This is a genomic window from Pseudomonas sp. TH15, assembly GCF_016651105.1.
In the GTDB taxonomy this organism is placed as follows: domain Bacteria; phylum Pseudomonadota; class Gammaproteobacteria; order Pseudomonadales; family Pseudomonadaceae; genus Aquipseudomonas.
Genome location: NZ_JAEKEL010000001.1, coordinates 1,870,378 through 1,888,915, shown reverse-complemented (window position 1 = coordinate 1,888,915; position 18,538 = coordinate 1,870,378). Strand labels below are relative to the sequence as shown.

General features: G+C 61.0%; 15 protein-coding genes. 2 read left to right on the top strand and 13 right to left on the bottom strand.

The annotated features are described in order from the left end of the window. Positions 1-21: 21 nt before the first annotated feature. From JFT87_RS08455 to JFT87_RS08435, 5 genes are all read right to left on the bottom strand, one after another. Positions 22-1,980, bottom strand: a complete 1,959-nt coding sequence (locus JFT87_RS08455) for a DUF1302 domain-containing protein (protein WP_201200395.1) — start codon at positions 1,978-1,980, stop codon at positions 22-24. A gap of 45 nt (positions 1,981-2,025) precedes the next feature. Further along, positions 2,026-3,315, bottom strand: coding sequence for a phospholipase (locus tag JFT87_RS08450; protein ID WP_201200394.1), 1,290 nt, complete (start codon positions 3,313-3,315; stop codon positions 2,026-2,028). Positions 3,316-3,544: 229 nt separating this feature from the next. Next, a complete protein-coding gene (locus JFT87_RS08445; RefSeq protein ID WP_201200393.1) occupies positions 3,545-5,113 on the bottom strand; it encodes an FGGY-family carbohydrate kinase in 1,569 nt (522 codons plus the stop codon). A gap of 10 nt (positions 5,114-5,123) precedes the next feature. Then, positions 5,124-6,728 carry a glycerol-3-phosphate dehydrogenase/oxidase gene (locus tag JFT87_RS08440; RefSeq protein WP_201200392.1) on the bottom strand — a complete coding sequence of 535 codons (1,605 nt, stop codon included), beginning with the start codon at positions 6,726-6,728 and terminating at the stop codon, positions 5,124-5,126. Positions 6,729-6,733: 5 nt separating this feature from the next. Further along, a complete protein-coding gene (locus tag JFT87_RS08435; protein WP_201200391.1) occupies positions 6,734-8,329 on the bottom strand; it encodes an FAD-binding oxidoreductase in 1,596 nt (531 codons plus the stop codon). 210 nt (positions 8,330-8,539) lie between these two features. Here JFT87_RS08435 and gliR point away from each other — a divergent pair, with 210 nt between their 5' ends. Next, on the top strand, positions 8,540-9,568 hold the full coding sequence (gliR, locus tag JFT87_RS08430) for an AraC family transcriptional regulator GliR (protein ID WP_201200390.1): 1,029 nt from the start codon (positions 8,540-8,542) through the stop codon (positions 9,566-9,568). A gap of 3 nt (positions 9,569-9,571) precedes the next feature. Here gliR and JFT87_RS08425 read toward each other — a convergent pair whose 3' ends face one another. The 7 genes from JFT87_RS08425 to JFT87_RS08395 all read right to left on the bottom strand — a co-directional run bounded on the left by JFT87_RS08425 (position 9,572) and on the right by JFT87_RS08395 (position 17,214). Then, the gene (locus tag JFT87_RS08425) at positions 9,572-9,940 is read right to left on the bottom strand and encodes a glyoxalase superfamily protein (RefSeq protein ID WP_201200389.1); all 369 of its coding nucleotides are present in this window, start codon (positions 9,938-9,940) and stop codon (positions 9,572-9,574) included. Between the two features lie 148 nt (positions 9,941-10,088). Further along, complete coding sequence (locus JFT87_RS08420; RefSeq protein ID WP_201200387.1) at positions 10,089-11,546, bottom strand: N-acyl-D-amino-acid deacylase family protein; 1,458 nt, start codon at positions 11,544-11,546, stop codon at positions 10,089-10,091. A 1-nt stretch (position 11,547) separates the two neighbouring features. Beyond that, positions 11,548-12,408 (bottom strand): MurR/RpiR family transcriptional regulator, encoded by an 861-nt coding sequence (locus JFT87_RS08415; RefSeq protein ID WP_201200384.1) that lies wholly within the window; start codon positions 12,406-12,408, stop codon positions 11,548-11,550. Positions 12,409-12,423: 15 nt separating this feature from the next. Continuing rightward, positions 12,424-13,773 carry a GntP family permease gene (locus JFT87_RS08410; protein ID WP_166220365.1) on the bottom strand — a complete coding sequence of 450 codons (1,350 nt, stop codon included), beginning with the start codon at positions 13,771-13,773 and terminating at the stop codon, positions 12,424-12,426. Positions 13,774-14,508: 735 nt separating this feature from the next. Then, the gene (locus JFT87_RS08405) at positions 14,509-15,402 is read right to left on the bottom strand and encodes an NAD-dependent epimerase/dehydratase family protein (protein WP_201200382.1); all 894 of its coding nucleotides are present in this window, start codon (positions 15,400-15,402) and stop codon (positions 14,509-14,511) included. A gap of 103 nt (positions 15,403-15,505) precedes the next feature. Next, positions 15,506-16,417, bottom strand: a complete 912-nt coding sequence (locus JFT87_RS08400) for a LysR substrate-binding domain-containing protein (protein WP_201200380.1) — start codon at positions 16,415-16,417, stop codon at positions 15,506-15,508. A gap of 206 nt (positions 16,418-16,623) precedes the next feature. Further along, a complete protein-coding gene (locus JFT87_RS08395) occupies positions 16,624-17,214 on the bottom strand; it encodes an NAD(P)H-dependent oxidoreductase (protein WP_201200378.1) in 591 nt (196 codons plus the stop codon). 161 nt (positions 17,215-17,375) lie between these two features. Here JFT87_RS08395 and JFT87_RS08390 point away from each other — a divergent pair, with 161 nt between their 5' ends. Beyond that, on the top strand, positions 17,376-17,690 hold the full coding sequence (locus JFT87_RS08390) for a putative quinol monooxygenase (RefSeq protein WP_201200376.1): 315 nt from the start codon (positions 17,376-17,378) through the stop codon (positions 17,688-17,690). Here JFT87_RS08390 and JFT87_RS08385 read toward each other — a convergent pair. Next, a complete protein-coding gene (locus JFT87_RS08385) occupies positions 17,680-18,444 on the bottom strand; it encodes a sulfite exporter TauE/SafE family protein (protein ID WP_201200374.1) in 765 nt (254 codons plus the stop codon). The genes JFT87_RS08390 and JFT87_RS08385 overlap by 11 nt on opposite strands. Between the last annotated feature and the right edge of the window lie 94 nt (positions 18,445-18,538).

Genomic DNA, 18,538 nt, shown 5'->3' with positions numbered 1-18,538 from the left:
ACAGGGGGAATGAGTTGGAATTCACAGGAAATACTTGAGGTTGAACCCGATGTTGTCGCGGTCGCGAATGCCGTTGTTTTGCCCGCCGCCGTAGAACTCGGTGTATTGCAGCTCGGCCTCAAGCTTGTTCTGGTAATTGGCCTTGATCCCCAGCGTGTAGGCCTTGCGACCTTCGATGGTGTTGCCGGCCTGATAGCTGTTGCCTTTGAAGTCGTCCTTGTAGACGACATAAGGCGAGACGTTGACCCCGGCGTACACGTCGTTCCACGTGCCATTGAGCATTGCCGTGTAGCTGTAGGAATCACGGTTGACCTGATCGTCACGATCACCGCCCGACACATAGGAATAATTACCGGTGCCGGCGTAGTAACGGGTGCTGCCGTCATAAGCGGTGTATTGCAGGCTGCTGCCGCGCAGGTGCTCGGAGGCCAGTTCGAAGATGCCGAACAGCGAATCGAACGAGGCCGTCGGACCGAAGTTGTAGATAATGCCCAACGAAGTGTTGAAGGCTTCCACACGCTCGGCGTTGTTGATCTCACTGTTGAGGTTGACCATCTGCCCGCCGACATTGATCGACTTGCCCGTCACCGCCACGGCGGCACCGTTGGCCAGGTCGCCGATCAAATCGTTGGTGGCCGCGACGCCAATCGGCAGGTTCGGTCGATAAGCGATTTCGCCGAACACCGATGCCGTACCCAGCGTGGTGTTGAAGCTGAAACCGTACATGCGAATGTCTTCGGCGTAACGTCGATGCGCCTGGATGTTTCCCATGACATCAGCGGTGGCCAGACCGTTGGCGAGTGCCCCGGCCTGACTGCCGGCGACACCGGACAACAGGTTGGTCAGGGCATCCATGTCGATGCCTTTGTACCCGCCAAGGTCAGCGGCAATGGTCGGCTCCTTGGCGTGGTAATTGACCATGTACAAGCCGAACTCGGTGCTGTTGAGTTGCTCGGCGATATAGCGAAAGGCAAAGCCGAACTGGCCGTCGTTGCGCGCGTTGTAGTCCTTGCCGACCGAGGCCACTTTGAGGGTATTGCCATACGCCGGGGTCACGCCGTTGGCGTACAGGCCGGTGGTTTGCAGGGCCTGGCTCAGCAACGGGTTATTGCCCAACGCGCTGTACAAGCCGATGACATTGCCAAAACCGGGCACCGGCGTATCGAGCGCGGTGCCGCTGAAGTTGTTGTAGCCGGTGTTGCCGCCGTCGGCGAACAGGTCAGTTTGCGAGTAGAAGGTGCCGACCGGATCGATGCGGGTTTCCTTCCAGTTGGTCTGGTAGAAACTCTCCATGGTCAGGCTGTCGGTCAGGCCGATGTTGAAGCTCAGCGCCTCCACCGGCACCAGCACTTCCTTGACCTCGGCGCCGGGCAAGCGGTACTTGGCAGCGTCCACCGGGTTGGTGGTGTTGATCCCGCCGCGATAGAAAATCCCTTCGCCCCAGTTGAACACCTGGCGGCCGACCCGCGCGGTGACCGGCATCTGCGCAACGTCCCAACTGCCATGCACGTAGGCGTCGAGCATCTCGATGCGGCCGCCGGCGATGTCGCGGGTCTGGCTGGTGAAGTGGTTGTCCTGCGGGTAACTCTGGCTGGGTTGCGACGGGTTGTTGTTGTCGTAGTAGTCGTTGCGCTTGTCCATCAGTTGCGTGTCGTAAAACGCAGTGCCGCGCATGAACAAACCATAGTTCTGATAGTTAGCCTCAAGCTCGGAGGTGATCTTGTACACCTCGGAAACCAGCCCGGTGTCGAAGTTGCGATTGCCGTCGTTGGTGTTGACGTCATCGTTAGTCTTGTCGCGACCCTGCACCCGCCACAGGCGCCCGTACGACAAGGTCGTGTCGAGGGAACCGGTGACCTGCTTGTCCATCAGGCTGAACTCCACAGCCTGCGCGCTATCGACTGCGCACAGTTGCAGCAACCCTGCCAAACCAACACCGGGAAGCGCCGCGCCAGACCGGCGCAATCGAGTACTGATCATCTGATCCTCCTTGTTTTTGTTGTTTTTCGTGTCGCGTCGCGATCGTTAAGGGACCAATCCCGCACTGACATAAATCCGGCTGTGCGAGCCGAAATGACCGAGCAATCTGAACAACTGTTGGTTGAGTACCGGGTGGTCGAAATCTTCACGGTGCAGTCGATTACCGCCGCTGAAATCACTGGTCGCCGGAGTCGTTTCCAGCCACTGACCGATGGCCTCGTCGAAGGCGGCGGAAGCATCGACAGACTCGGCGCTGACCACTTCGCGCAGGTAGTCGACGGAGTACGGTGGATACGTTTCGTCTCGGGCAACGTCGGCGTAAGCGTCGAGCATCGGATGCGGCTGACCGGCACGCAGCAAACGGCGCAACCAGGTCGATTGGTACTTCTCCACCTCCATGTGCCGGGTGGCGACGCGTTCGATGGAGGCCTGCTTATCCTCAGCGAAACCGGCGATGGCTTTGCCTTCCAGCAGCAAAAGACTGGCAAGATCGACGCCGGGCAATGGCTTGGCGTGATAAGGCTGGGTCAGGTCCTGAATGTGGTGCAGGCCCCAGCCGAGAAAACGGTAGCCCCAGTACGGATGGCCACTGGCAAACGCCAGTCGGGCCAACCCCATGTATTGATACGCGCGCCAGTCCGGCCAACTGCGTTCGAGAAACCCGGCAGCGGCGTAGACCACCGCGCTTTCATGGAAAAAACCCATGTGGAACGGCGCCTGTGAGCTGTACTGAAACCTTGCATCACCGAAGGGTTGCGGGCCGAAGCCGTAGCGCGCACCGACTTCACCCGGGTTGTCGCTGAACAGGTTGATGTCGTGGCCGTAATCGGGTTCGTCGGCGGCGCTGGCCAGCACGGCCAGTGGTGCGACTTTTTCGTGCTCGGCGACAACGATGAAACGTTGGCGATTCCACGGTGAAAGGGTCTGTTCGACCATGACCTGATCGGCTTGCAGGTGCGCGCGTTCGGGCAGGTCTTTGCCAGGCAATGGCTGAATGACCATCGCCAGATGGATCTCGGGATTGATGCGCAATGCGCTGAGGAAATCGTGGCGCAGATTGTCACTCGGCGTGGCCGGTAATTTCAGGCTGTCGGGGCGTGGCGGGTATTGGGCAAAGTGCTCGCGGGCGAAGCTTTCCTGTTCCTCGAGCAACGCGCTGACCGCCTCGTACTGCTCCACCAGAAAGGATTCCAGCGGCTCGACTTCGATGGGCGGCGCATCGCGCAACGCCGGCAGATCCTGCAACGCCAGGTAGCTGCCCACCGTATGGTTCGACCAGCCCCAGGCGCTCGGGGCTGTTGCACAAAGCAGCAGCAGGAGGAATGTCAGCTTCATTGCTTTTGGTTCTTATTGGATGTGCTGTGAGGGTTGAGCCTAACAACCGACCCCGCTGCTGACACTGTCCGATCTCACCAGAAAAGCTCTCCGATGGCGCCAATTCAAATCGCAATACGGTTTCTGTAGGAGCCTGCCGAAGGCTGCGATCTTTTAACGTTGATCTGAAAAAACAAGATCAAAAGATCGCAGCCTTCGGCAGCTCCTACAGGGGGATTTTTGAGGATTTTCAGGCCGGGTAGCCAGTGATCTTGCGAATGCTTTGGTACAGCGGCTTAAGCTGTCGGTACATGCGCAGGTAGACCTCTTTGTACAGTCGCTGATAGATCTGCTGCGCCTCAGGCTGCGGCATGAATACCGCGCCGACGCGGGTCATGGCCGTCATCGCCGTGGGAAAATCCGCGTGCAATCCAAGCCCGACCGCGCAGCAAATGGCCGCTCCCAAACCGGACGCTTCGTAGACATGTGGACGCTCGGCCGGCAGGCCAAAAATGTCCGCAGTGAGCTGCATCGCCGCATCACTCTGGGAGCCACCACCGGCGACTCGCAAGCGCTTGATGGAGACCTTCGAACGCTTCTCGATGCTCTCCATACCCTGACGCAAGGCATACGCTAAACCTTCGAGGATCGCCCGATAGATATGCGCGCGCGTATGCACGTCGCCGAAGCCGATCATCGCGCCCTTGGCTTCCACACCCGGTTCGCGAATGCCGGGCGACCAGTAGGGTTGCAGCATCAGGCCCATGGAGCCTGGCGGCACGGCGTTGACCAACGCGTCGAAGAGTTGCTCAGGCTCCACGCCTTGCGCTTTGGCCTGCTGCATTTCCCGCAGGCCGAACTCGTTCTTGAACCAGCTGACCATCCAGTAGCCGCGATAAATCATCACCTCGCAGTTGTATTGATCCGGCACCGCAGAGGGGTAAGGCGGAATCAACGGGACGATTTCCAGATAGCGCGAACGGGTGCTGGTGATCGTCGCCGTGGTGCCGTAGGACAGGCACACCGTGTCCGCGTCGACCACTCCGGAACCCACGACTTCGCAGGCCTTGTCGGCACCGGCGGCGATCAGAGGCAGTCCCTCGGGAATGCCGGTATGGCGGCTGGCCTCGGCGCTAATGTGGCCCAGGGTTTCACCGGGTTTATGCAGCGTGGGCAATTGCCCGGGACGCACCGCCAGCGCCTGCCATTTCCAGTCGGAGGGAGCGGCCCAGCGCAGGCGTTTGAAGTCGAAGGGCAGGTAGCCGACGCAACAGCCCACCGAGTCGACAAAGCGCCCGCACAGACGATGGGTGAGAAACCCCGAGAGCAGCAAAAACTTGTCAGTCGCCGCCCACACTTCAGGCTGATGGCGCGCGATCCAGTTGGCCTCGGCCTGAGCGCGAAAATAATCCACGGTGGCTTGCGCGCCGACCAGTTTGAACAGCCAGCCCCACGGTCCCTTGATCCCGCCTTCGACTTCGGTCTGGCGTTGATCGAGCCACAGAATCGCCGGGCGCAGCGGCTTGCCTTGGGCATCGACGTTGATCACTGTGCCGCGCTGGGTGGTCAGGGAGACGCCGGCAATCTGTGAACGGTCGATGCCGGTTTGCTGCCATAACTGCTGGCAGGCCTCCCCCAGTTTCGCCCAGTAATATTCCGGGTCCTGCTCGGCCCAGCCAGGTTGCGTCGAGTAATACGCCTGCAATTCAACCTTGCCTTTGCCCAGCAGATTGCCCTGCAAGTCGAAGAGCAGCGCGCGCACGCTCTGGGTCCCATTGTCGATCGCCAGCAGGTAACGCTTGTTCGGGGGGTTATCCATGGAGCTCTCTTCAATGGGCATTTTGCGAGGCTTCCGGCAAACCGTGGTGGCGTTGCCACAACGCTCGGTAACGCTGCAGCTCCTGTTGCCAATGCTCATCGTCCCAGCCCAGTCGCGGCTGACAGAGGTGACGAATGGCCGCAAAGTAATCCTCGCCGCCACGAGGCAGCAACAGACCCAAACGGGTGCGACGCAACAACAGGTCATCCAGGTGCAGGACCATTTCCGTGTCGCAGGCAAAGGCCAGTTCCGCCCACAAGGTGTCAGTGGCGCCAACGCTGTCATGGCCCAACTCGGCGATCAGTTGCGCCAGCCTCGGCAGGTCACGGCCATGCCGTCCGGCCAGGCGCCGCCATTGACTGCCACTGAGCCCCGCAATCGCCAGCGGTGGCACGACGGCAAACACCGGCGCGCCGTCATCACTGAGGGCGCGCCCGAGCATGGTCGCGCAGGCCTTGAGCACTTCGATGGCCTGCGGGCGAAAGGTCGTCAGCTTGCCGCCAGCCAGGGTCACGCAACCGGGTTCCAGCCACAGCACATGCTCGCGGGTTTCACTGGACGGTTTGCCCTGATGCTCACCCGCAGCGCTGCCAACTACCGGGCGCACGCCCGACCAGGTCGACAACACATCGGCGGCGACCACTTCAGCCTCGGGGAACTGCTGGGCACAGGCGGCCAGCAGGTAGTCGAGTTCCTCGGCGCTGATGCTCGCGCTCTGGTCCAGATCCTCTTGATGATCGAGGTCCGTGGTGCCGACCACCGTGGCACCTTCCCAAGGGAAAACAAACACCGGTCGACGGTCGCGCTCGTGCAGGAAGGTAAAGGCCTGCGCCACGGGTAGCCGCCAGCCCGGCAGCAACAAATGACTGCCACGCAACGGGCGCAACTGATGCGGGGCATCGGACGGCCGCAAGCGTTCAGCCCAGGCGCCAGTGGCCACGGCCAACACAGCACAACGCAATTGCAGCGACGAACCGCCCTCGCAGTCCTCGACCTGAACCCCGCACACCCGCCCCTCTTCACGCAGCAACTGCTGCACACGCATCCCGTTGAGCACCATGGCGCCGTCGGCTCGCGCCTCGCCCAAAACGCGCATCACCAGACGGGCGTCATCGGTCAGTGCATCAACAAAACAGGTGCCGCCCAGTAGGTCATGTTGCTTCACCCCCGGCGCGAGATAACCCAGTTGCTGCGCGTCATGGAAGCGATGACTACGCCGCCCGGCCAACGCGTCATAGACGCTCAACAAACCACCCAGCACCCGCGGGCCGGGAAAGCCGCCACGGTAATGCGGCATCAAGAAACTCATCGGCTCCACCAGCCCCGGCGCTTCGTCGAGCAGGCGCTGGCGTTCGCGAACCGAATCGCGGGTCAGGCGCCACTGGCCCTTGGCAATGTAACGCAAGCCGCCATGAACCATTTTCGAGGAACGGCTGGAAGTGCCCCAGGCGAAATCGCGCTGTTCCAGCAGCAGGCAACGCCAGCCACGGCGCGCGGCTTCGCGCAGGATGCCGGCGCCGCTGATGCCGCCGCCAATGACAATCAGGTCCCAGGTTTCATCCGCCAGCGTCGGCAGCACGTGCTGCCTCCACGCCGCGTTCCAGTCGAGGCTCATGCTCGTCACTCCTGCAACAGCGTGCCAGGGTTCAGTCGCCCGGCCGGATCGAAATGCCGGCTCAGCGCCTGCAGGGTGTCCATCGCCAGCGCGCCCTTCTCCCGCAGCAAGTACGGCGCGTGGTCTTTGCCCACGCCATGCTGGTGACTGATGGTGCCGTGGTTGTCGACGATGGTCTGACTGGCGGCCTGTTTGAGCGCCTGCCAGCGAGCCAGGGTGGCAGCGTAGTCCGCTGCCGGGCGAAACACATAAGTGGTGTAGATGCTCGAGCCTTCGCCATAGACATGGGACAGGTGAGTGAACACATGCACCCGCTCGCCTTCAGCGGCCAAGGCGTCGCGCAGGCTGTTTTCGACCAGGCTCAGCAGGTTGTCGACATTGCTCCAGTCGGTGGCGGTTTCGAGGGTGTCGACCACATAACCGGCGTTCCACAGGTTCTCGCGCAGGTAAGGGAAACGGAAGCGGTTCTGCGCCCACTTCTTGCCGAGCAAGGTGCCGGTGAAGACGCCGCCGAAGGCCTTCAAGTGCTGCCGGGCCTGACTCAGGGACAGCGCATTTTGCCGCCGATTGCCGGTCACGCCGAACGTCAGCAGGCATTTGCCCGCACCGGCGCCACGCAGGGTGAGGTACTTTTCCAGCCAGGCAATTTGCTGCGGATGACCGGCCAGCGCCAGCTGGGTCTCGGTTTCCACCGCGTTGGACAAGCGCAGCATCGACAGCGGTACGCGCGCTTGGGCCAACTGGCGGATGGCTTGCAGCGCCTGCGGCCAATCGGGCAAAAACACCCCATAGAAACGCTCATCGGCCGGTAGTGCGCTGACCCGCACTTTGACCTCGGAAATAATCCCGAAACGGCCTTCACAGCCCAGCACCACCTCGCGCAGATCGGGACCGGCGGCCGAGGCCGGGAAAGTAGCGATTTCCAAAGGACCGGCAAAGGTTTCCAGGGTGCCACCGGCGAACAATTGCTCGATTCGCCCGTAGCGCAGCGACTGTTGGCCACTGGATCGACTGGCGACCCAACCGCCAAGGGTCGACAGTTCCCACGACTGCGGAAAATGCCCCAGGGTGTAACCACGGGCGCGCAGCTGACTTTCCACCTGCGGCCCCGTCGCACCGGGGCCGAAAGTAGTCAGCAGGCTCTGTTCGTCGAGGTCCAGCAGGCGATTCATGCGGGCCAGGGAAACCGTCACCACGGGCCGTGCGGAACTCGGCGGATTGATGTGCCCGGCCACCGAGGTGCCGCCGCCATAAGGAATCAGACACAGGTCCTGCGACTGGGCGAGCGCCAGTAAGTGGCGAATCTGTTCGGCGCTCTCGGGGAAGGCCACGGCGTCCGGATAAATCCCCGGAGCCCCTTCGCGCAACGCCAGCCAGTCCGGCAGGCTCTGCCCCCGCGCGTGCAGCAAACGATCATGCGCAGTCACGCTGTACGAGGGATGTTCCGACAACCGCGAGGCCGGCACGCGGGTCAGTGCCGTCTCGAGCGTTGCATCGGGCAGCGCTCGGCCGGCACCTAGCCGTTCAGCGAGAAATCCCGCGCCCTGGGCCGGCAGCTCGACCACCGTGGTTGCATCTCCCCAGCCGTTCCAGCGTCGCATGCGTGTGTCCTTTTGCGGTTCTGATCAGTGATATTTCAGAGCTCCATACTAGTCAGCTGCCGAAAAGTGTCACGGTCGCATCCGGCCAGTTCGAGTAGCCAATTGAGTCAAACGTCGCGCAAACGTCAGCCATTTACTTTAGCGGTGGTTTCAACTTACCTTTCAGGGCAATCACCCGCGCACGCGGGCTTTGATCAAAGGACTACGATCATGCAATCCCTGGGCTTCACCTCGGTCCCTCCGCTGCTCAAATACTTGCGCCATGCCGAACAACTGGGCATGGCCATCGAGCCTGCGTTGGCGGCGGCCGGGTTGCAGGCGCAGCAGTTGAGCGACAACAGCCTGCGATTGCCGGGCGAAGCTCATGAACGGTTGCTCGATTATTTCTGCGAACATTCGGGCGATCCGTTGTTCGGCCTCAACGCCGCGCGTTTTGTGTTGCCCAACTCCTGGAGTGTGCTGGGTTACATCACCATGAACTGCGCAACGCTGGGCGATGCCATGAGCCGCATCATGCCGTTCGAAAAGCTGGTGGGAGACATGGGGGTCAGCCGCGCCGAGGTGCAGGACAGTCACGTGCACCTGATCTGGACGTGCCGTCATCAACGGCCGCGAATCCGCCGGCACCTGGTGGAAAACGTGCTCGGTTCCTGGCTGCAATACGCGCGCTGGATCGCCGATACCCAGCTGTCGCCGGCCGCCGTCTGGCTCGAACATGCACGTCCGGCCGACACGACGCTGGCGCAGTACGAACGGTTCTTCGACTGCCCGGTGCTGTTCGACCAGCCTTATTCGGCGCTGATTGTGCCGTTGCCGTATTTGCAGTTGCCCTTGCGCCAGGCCGATCCGCAATTGCTGCGCACCCTGGAAGAACATGCCCTGGGATTAATGGCCACGCTGGAGGACGCGTCGCTTGAGCAGCGGGTCAAAAGCATCCTGCGCCAGTTGCTCAAGGAAGGGTTGCCCCGCAAAGAACAGGTGGCCGAGCAGTGCGCCGTGTCGGTGCGCACGCTGCAACGCCAGTTGCATCAGGCAGGCACTTCATACCAGCAGATCCTCGATGACCTGCGCCAGGAACTGGCCGAGCATTACTTGCTGAACAGCAACTTGCCGATTCAGGACATCGCCCAGTACCTGGGTTTCACCGAACCCCGCTCATTTCACCGTACGTTCAAAAGCCGGCGCGGGATGCCGCCCGGCGAGTTTCGCCAGACCCACCGGTCGTCGGACGAAGGCTGAAACTCAAACACTGATCGCATTGGTAAACACCAACCGATTGCCGAACGGATCGGCGATGGTCATGTCCTGGCTACCCCACGGCATGGCCTGGATCTGGGGTTTGGCGAAAGTGTATTCCTTGGCCAGCAACTGCTGCTGGAACGCCTCCAGTTCATCCGTTTCGATGCGCAATGCCGAGCCCGGTGTGGCGTCGCCGTGGTGTTCGGACAGGTGCAGCACGCATTCGCCCCGGGAGACTTGCAGGTACAACGGGAAGTTGGCTTCGAAGCGATGCTGCCAGTCGATCTTGAAGCCCAGGAAGTCGACGTAAAACTCCACGGCTTTGGTTTCATCGAAAATCCGCAGGATCGGGGTGACTTTGCCGAAGCTCATGGGTTGCTCCTGGTTGAAAAGACCCAGTGTAGCTGGGCTGGATGTCAGCGCTTCGGCTCGGCGCGAGGTTTCTTTAATCTCACAGTGCCACCATGAGACATAGTTCAAAAGTTCGCAGCCTTCGGCAGCTCCTACAGGGGTTCCGTGATCAATTGAAACCTTTGCGTAGATCACCTTCCCTTGCCAGAAAGCGTCCTTCCCGTTTGTCATTTGCCTGGCCGTCGCGGTAACTCAAAACACCGTTGATCCACACGCCATCAATCCCTTCCGCCGCCCGCTGCGGATCATGAAAATCCGCCACGTCGCGAATGGTCAGCGGATTAAACAACACCAAATCCGCCCAATGCCCTTCACGAATCTCGCCCCGTTCCTTCAAGCCAAAGCGCGCCGCCGACAACCCGGTCATTTTGTGCACGGCGGTGTGCAGCGGAAAAAGCCCGACGTCACGGCTGAAATGTCCGAGTACTCTTGGGAACGCGCCCCACAAGCGCGGGTGCGGAAACGGGTCTTCCGGCAAACCGTCGGAGCCGACCATCGACAACGGATGCGCGAGAATCCGCCGCACATCCGCCTCGTCCATCCCGTAATACAACGCTCCGGCAGGTTGCAGGCGTCGGGCGGCGTCGAGTAACGGCACACCCCACTCGGCGGCGATGTCGATCAAGTCGCGGCCACCCAGCTCAGGATGCGGCGTCGACCAGGTGATGGTGATGCGGTGGGCGTCGGTGACTTGCTTGAGGTCCAGGGTCGAAGAACTCGCCGCGTAGGGATAACAATCGCAGCCCACCGGGTGGGTTTTCGCGGCGAGTTCAAGAGACGCCAACAGTTGCGGACTGCGGCCCCAGTTACCGACGCCCGCACACTTGAGGTGAGAAATGATCACCGGGGATTGGGCATGACGAGCGATCTGGAAGGCTTCGTCCATGGCCTCCAGCACCGGTTCGAACTCGCTGCGCAAATGGGTGGTGTAGACCGCGCCGAATGCGGTCAGCTCTTCAGTCAGTTGCATCACTTCATCGGTGGACGCCGAGAAGGCACTCGCATAGGCCAGGCCTGTGGATAAACCCAACGCGCCCGCCGCCAGACTATCGCGCAGTTGCTCGCGCATCGCGCTGATTTCGTCCGGCGTGGCGGTGCGAAACAGGTCGTCGAGGTGATTGCTGCGCAACGCCGTATGACCGATCAGCGCCGCCACGTTCAACGTGGTGTTGGCCGCTTCGACAGCGGCGCGGTAATCGCTGAAGCGTGGATAAACAAACGCCGTCGCCGGACCGAGCAGGTTCATCGGGTCCGGCGGATCGCCGCGCAAACTGACCGGTGAAGCGCTGATCCCGCAGTTGCCGACGATCACCGTCGTCACACCCTGGCTGAGCTTGGGCAGCATCTGCGGCTGGCGGATGACCACGGTGTCGTCGTGGGTGTGGACGTCGATGAAACCCGGCGCCAGCACTCGGCCGGCGGCGTCGACTTCTTCAGTGGCGCGGGCGTCGTGCAAGTCGCCGATGCGCTCGATGCGCCCGTTCAGAATCGCCACGTCAGCGGGATAACCGGGGCTGTTGCTGCCATCGATGATCAGGGCGTTGCGAATCAGCGTGTCGTACAACATATCAGTCTCCCGGCAGCAGGTGATCGTCGCCGCCACGGTATTCGTCGAGGGCGAGTTTGATCCGCCGCAGACGTTCTTGGTTGTCTTCAGGATTGGCCAGCGCCAGTTCGGTGGCGAGCACGTCGATCGCAAGCAGCATGCCGTAGCGCGCCGCCGTCGGTTTGTAGATGAACGAGGTTTCCGCGCCTTGCAGCGGCAGGACGATGTCGGCCAGTTCGGCCAGCGGCGAATCGGCGCGGGTGATCGCCAGAATGCGCGCGCCGTAATTGCGCGCCAGCTCGACAGTCTCCAGCAATTCCGGGGTGATGCCGGTCAGCGAACAGACGATGAGCACTTGCTCGGCGTTCAGGCTGGCGGCGGTGACGCGCATCATCACGGCGTCGTGACACACGGCGATCGGATAGCCGAGGCGCACCAGCCGTACCTGCAATTCGTCACTGCACAGCGTCGAGCAACCGCCCATGCCGAACGCATGAATCATCCGTGCCTGGCCAAGTAATCTCACCGCATCGGCGAAGCGCGACTCGTCGAATCCAGCGAGATGCTGGCGCAGCGTGGTTTCGATATCGCCGACGATCTGCCCGTAGAACGCCGACTGTTCAGGCGTGCCCGCCGGGTCGAGAAAACGGCTGCCGACGCCGCTGGCCTGAGCCAGTTGCAGGCGTAGATCACGCAGGTCACGGCAACCGACGCTGCGGGCAAACCGCGACAGCGTGGCGGTGCTGACCTCGGCGCGTTGCGCCAGATCTTCGAGGCTGGCGGAGGCAGCAAAACCAACGTCGTCGAGCATCAGCCGAGCGATGCGGCCCTCGCCGGCGCTGAAGGAATCCTGGCGGGCGCGGATCTGGTAGAGGATGTCCATGGCGGCGGGCTCCGGTTACAACAGATAAGAAAGGCCGACGGTCAGACCGAAAGCGACCAGCGAGATCAACGTCTCAAGCACGGTCCAGGTCTTGAACGTCTGCGCGACCGTCATGTTGAAGTATTCCTTGATCAACCAGAAGCCGCCGTCGTTGACGTGGGAAAAGATAACCGAGCCAGCACCGGTCGCCAGCACCAACAGCTCAGGGTGTGGATATCCCAGACCAATGGCCACCGGCGCGACCACCCCGGACGCGGTGGTCATGGCCACGGTGGCGGAGCCTGTGGCGATGCGCATCAACGCCGCGAACAACCAGCCCATGATCAGCGGCGACAGGTGAAATTCGTGCGCGAGGCCGACGATCTGATCGGTCACGCCGGCATCCACCAGAATCCGGTTCAGACCGCCGCCAGCCCCGACCAGCAGGGTGATGCTGGCGGTCGGTGCCAGACATTCGTTGGTGAATTTGAGGATCGATTCGCGGTTGAAACCCTGGGCGATGCCCAGCGTCCAGAAACTCAGCAACGTTGCCAGCAACAGGGCGATCACCGAGTTGCCGATGAACAACAGGAACTGATTGAAACCGCTGCCCGGCGTGGAAATCAGGTTGGCCCATCCGCCGATCAGCATCAGCACCACTGGTAGCAGAATGGTCGCCATGGTGATGCCGAAACCCGGCAGCTTGTCGCGCGGTTCGCGGTCGAGAAATTGTTTTTCCAGCGGGTTATCTGCCGGCAACTGAATGCGCGGCACGATGAATTTGGCGTAGAGCGGGCCGGCGATGATCGCCGTCGGAATGCCGATCGCAATCGCATACAACAAGGTCTGCCCGACCGACGCCTGATACGCCTGCACCGCGAGCATTGCCGCCGGGTGCGGCGGCACCAGCGCATGCACCACCGAGAGGCCGGCAACCATCGGCAGACCGACCATCAGGATCGACACACCGACGCGCCGCGCCACGGTGAAGGCAATCGGCACCAGCAAGACAAAACCGACTTCGAAGAACAACGGCAGCCCGACCAGAAACGCAATGCAGACCATCGCCCAGTGCGCGTTCTTCTCGCCAAACTTATCGATCAAGGTGCGCGCCATCTGCTCGGCGCCACCGGACTCGGCCATCATCTTGCCGAGCATCGTCCCCAGCGCTACCACCAGCGCAATGTGCCCCAGCGTCTTGCCCACGCCGGCCTCATACGCGCCCACCACGCCCGACGGCGGCATCCCGGCCACCAGCGCCAGACCAATGGAAATCAGGGTGATGACGATGAACGGATTGAGCCGGTAACGGGCGATCAATACGATCAGCGCGATGATGGCGACGGCGGCATATACCAGCAGCCAATAGCCGAAAGAAGGCGTCATGCGGTACTCCTCGAAAGGGTCACGTTCGAATGGGTTGTGAAACTCATAAATCATTTCGAGATCGAGTTTTCAAACCGCATGAAAGTAATTTTCGTGGAGAGGTAAGGCGTGTCGCAAATGGATATGTCGTGTCGCGATTAATGAAAATCGAGGGGCGGGATTTACATAAGTTTCCTGGCAGGTGAAAAACCAATGTGGGAGCGAGCCTGCTCGCGAAGACGGTCTCGCATTCAGCATTTCTATCGACTGAAGCACCGCTTTCGCGAGCAGGCTCGCTCCCACAGTTTTGATCGTATTCGTTCAGCCTGGTTTGGGGATGTTTTGAAAATTGAGGCAAGCGCTAGACTCGCCTGACGCGTCTCTATCGAGCACCCGCCATGACCAGCACGCGCCGCACCAGAAAAAACTGACTGCCGAAAACCTGATACGTGCAATCGCCAGCTCTACAGCCATTGAGACGGGGCAGAGTGTTGAAGCAATTGAACGCAAACTCAAAGTCAAAAACAGCAAGTTCCTGCACCTCTCCCTGGCCAAGTAACGTCGCCGTTCAAGCCCACAAGGCTTGTCGTACCCAATACTCCATCGGTTCGTAGTTGCAATTCAGACCTTGGTGAATCGCAGAAAAATAAGCCATAAGACCGGTCTGACACGAGAGCAAAGCCTGAAATACAAACGGCCGCCCGAGGGCAGCCGTTTTGAGGGGGATCGCCAAGCCCTACAGGGCTTAAACACCCATCACACCATTTCGTGCAGGATCCACTCGGTCACCGAAGTCCGCTTCGGCGCCCAGCCCAGCAGTTCCCGCGCATGCTTGCCGCGAACCCGGCTGTTCGAACCCAGGCCATAGTTGGCCATTTCATAACCCCATTCGGCTTCGGCGTCTTTGAGCGGCCAGTCTTGTGGCTTGCCGAGCTTCAAGGCTTGCGCCATGGCGGTGGTCATGTCGACGAACGAGGATTCGCCGCTTTCAACGAAATAGAACGTGCCCGGTACGTTTTTGGTCAGCGCCAGCAGGTACAAGGCAACCACGTCTTCGATGTGCACGTTGGACCAGATGTTCTGGCCCGTGCCGACGTGGCGGACCACACCACTTTTGCGTGCCTGTTTGAGCAGGCGCGGCAACTGCACGCTGTCGCGCTTGACGCCCAGGCTGTGGCCGTAGATCAGCGTGTTACAGATGACGGCGGAGTTCACTCCGTCCTTTGCGGCGGCGAGAATCAGGTTGTCGATGGCCACGCGTGCGGCTTTGTCGACAGTCGGCTCCGGCAGGTTGTCTTCGTAGTAGATAACGTCGCTGGACTTACCGCCCGACGCATCGCCGACGATGCTCGAACCGCTGGTGTGCAGGAACACTTTGTTCGAACCGCGCAGCGCATCGAGCAAGGCTTCCACGGCCGCGCGATGGTCGCTGCTGGCCGCGTTGATCACGGCGTCGGCGGCGCGGGCCTGTTCGGCCAGCAGAGCGCTGTCATCCAGCGTGCCGATCACCGCAGTGATGCCCTGCGCGGTCAGTTCTTGGGCTTGCTCGGCGCTACGCACCAAGCCGGTAACTTTATGGCCGGCCTGGACCAGGCCGGTGGCGATGGAGCCGCCGATAAAACCGGCGGCGCCGGTAACGAATACGTTCATGGAGAAACTCCCTGCGTGAATAAGTGATGCCACGAGTATCAAGGACCGATCCCTGTCGAAACATACCCGCTGGCCCAATTCACTCTTGCGCAGAGGTCACGAATCAGCCTTTGAAATCCGTATTCGCGTAAACCGCCAATTTGCCCTGGATGAAGTCCAGGAAGCACTGAATGCGTAGGGCAAGTTGCGAGTTGCGGTAGTACACCGCGTTGATCGGCTGGCGATAGCCGCTGTTGAAATCCGCCAGCACCACCTTCAGGCGCCCGGCGCGAATGTCTTCGATGGTCATGAAGTGCGACAGGCAGGCAATGCCCTGGCCTTCCAGCGCCAACTGCCGCACGGTCTCGCCGCTGGAGGCGTTGATCGCCGCGTTGATCGGCCAGCGATCACCGTGCACATGGCGCAGCGGCCATTGGTTGAGGCCTTCGTTCTGGGTAAAACCGAGCAGCGCGTGGCCGTTGAGGTCGGCAACGGCGCCGGGTGTGCCGTGTTGCTCAAGATACGCCGGGCTGGCGACGATGTGCAGTGGGCTGCAACCCAGTGATCGGGCGTGCAAGGTCGAGTCAGCCAAGGTGCCGATGCGGATGGCGATGTCGGTGCTTTGTTCCAACAGGTCAATGATCAGGTCGTTGCTGTTGAGTTCGAGCTGGATGTCCGGGTAGAGCCGGCGGAACTCATCGATGTACGGCACGACGGCGTGCAGCATGAAGGGTGATGCGGCGTTGATGCGCAGGCGCCCGGACGGGGTTTGCTGGCGGGAATTGAGGCGCTCTTCGAGCTCGTCCATCTGATCGAGGATCAGCTTGGCGTGTTCGAAGAAATACTTGCCCTCCTCGGTCAGGTCCATGCGCCGGGTGGTGCGGTTGATCAGCGTGGTGTCGAGCTTGGCTTCGAGCCGCGACAGCGTGCGACTGACCGCCGACGGCGTTTGCCCGACCTGCTCCGCCGCAGCCGAAATCGACCCGCATTCAATCACGCAGACGAAAATCTGCAATTCATCGGATCTGGCTTTCACGTGGGTCCCTTAATTGATCGTCGGCACAAATCCATTGTGGAGAGAGAACACCTTTGTGGCGAGGGGATTTATCCCCGCTGGGCTGCGCAGCAGGCCCGTTCTTTTTCAAAAAGCGGGGCCGCTGCGCGACCCAGCGGGGATAAATCCCCTCACCACAGATAAATCCCCTCGCCACAAATAAATTCGCTCACCGAGAGGTAATCATTTCAGGCCTTGAGACCAAACACCTCAATCAAATGCTGCTCATACCGCGCCATGTCGCGTTCGATGTCCGGGCGTTTCATCACGTCCACGCACAGAAACGTCGGCAAACCGGTCATGCCGAGGAAGGTGTTGGCCTTGTGGAACGGGAAGTACACCGCGTCCACGCCCTTGGCTTCAAAGAAGTCAGTCGGGTCGTCAAACGCTTGCTGCGGTGCGTTCCAGGTCAGGGACAACATGTATTGCTTACCCTGCAACAAACCACCGCTGCCGTACTTTTGCGACGCATCGGAACGGGTGCGGCCGTCACTGGCGTAAAGGCTGCCGTGGCCTTCGGTGAAGACTTCGTCGATGTACTTTTTCACGGTCCACGGCGCGCCCATCCACCAGCCCGGCATCTGGTAAATGATCACATCGGCCCAGACAAACTTGGCGACTTCTTCCGCGAGGTCGTAGCCCTCGTCGATGAAGGTGCTCTTCACATCCACGCCGCCGCGATCCAGCACGCTGAGCGCGGTGCCGTGCAGGGTGGCGTTGTAGCGGCCATCGGAGTGGGCGAACTTTTTGCCGCCGTTGAGCAAGAGGACTTTTTTCATGAGAGGTCTCAGAAGGCTGGAATTTGATGGCGGCAGAGTAACGACCCACCTCGCGCGGAATAAGCGCCGGATTCACAAAATTCATTTGACCAAAACGCACGAATCGACAGGCGATTGTTGCCATAGACTTTCGCCGATTCTTAACTTGAGGGAGATTTTCGATGAGTGACGTACAAGGCTTCATCCTGCACGCCAAGACCCGCCCGGAAAAAGCCGAGGCCTTCGAAACGCTGTTTCGCGCCTACGTCGAGCCGAGCCGCGCCGAACCCGGTTGCATCGAGTACCACATGCTGCGCGACAAGCAGGACCCGACACTGTTTATCTTCTACGAGATCTGGCAGTCCCAGGCCCACCTGGACGTGCACTCGAACCTGCCGCACATGCAGCAGTTCCGCGATCAGCGCATGGACTATCTGGAGCAGGATTTCGACATCCGCCCGATCGACATGCTCAGTTCGTCATCGGCTAGCCGCTGACCAGCAAGTGGCCGCCGAGCACACCGAGGCCGATAAAGAACACTCGCTTGAACAACACGGCGCTAATCCGCTGACGCAACCATTGCCCGAGCAACATGCCGAGCACCGCAGGGATCAACGCCAGCAACGAGGCGCTCAACTCACCACCGCCGAGGGCGCCGCGCCAGAACAGGCCGGCGGCGAGTGCCAGGGTCGAGACGGTGAACGACAGGCCTAGCGCCTGCACCAGTTCGTCTTTGTTCAGACCCAGTGCTTGCAGATAGGGCACTGCCGGAATCACGAAAACGCCGGTGGCCGAGGCAATGACACCGGTCAGTACGCCGCAGAGTGGTCCGAGCCAACGCTCGGTGCGACTGCCGACGCGCATCGTCGGTAGAAACAGACCGCTCAAGGCGTAGATCAACAACGCCGCGCCCAATCCCCGTACCACCCAATGACCACCGGCCATGCCGATCCATACTGTGCCAGCGCCGGTGCCGATGAAGATCGCCAGCAGCATCGGCCACAAGCGTTTGATCAGCCCTTGCAGGTGCCCGCCGAATACCAGTTGCCAGACGTTGGTCAGGGTCGCGGGGATGATCAACAACGCCGCAGCCTGCGACGGCGCCATAGCCAGACCGAGCAGGCCCATGGCGATAGTCGGCAGGCCGAGGCCGATCACACCTTTGATCATCCCGGCCAGCAGGAAGGTGGCGATGACCAATATAGACAGGGCCAGACCGAGGTTTTGGTAGAACGTGGCGAGTGTGTTCATGGGGCTATCCTGAGCCCTGACTGCCGGGTTGAAAATCTGCCATATACTGAGGCTGCCTCTTTCATAACAAGAGGCTGAAATTTTCTTTGAGACC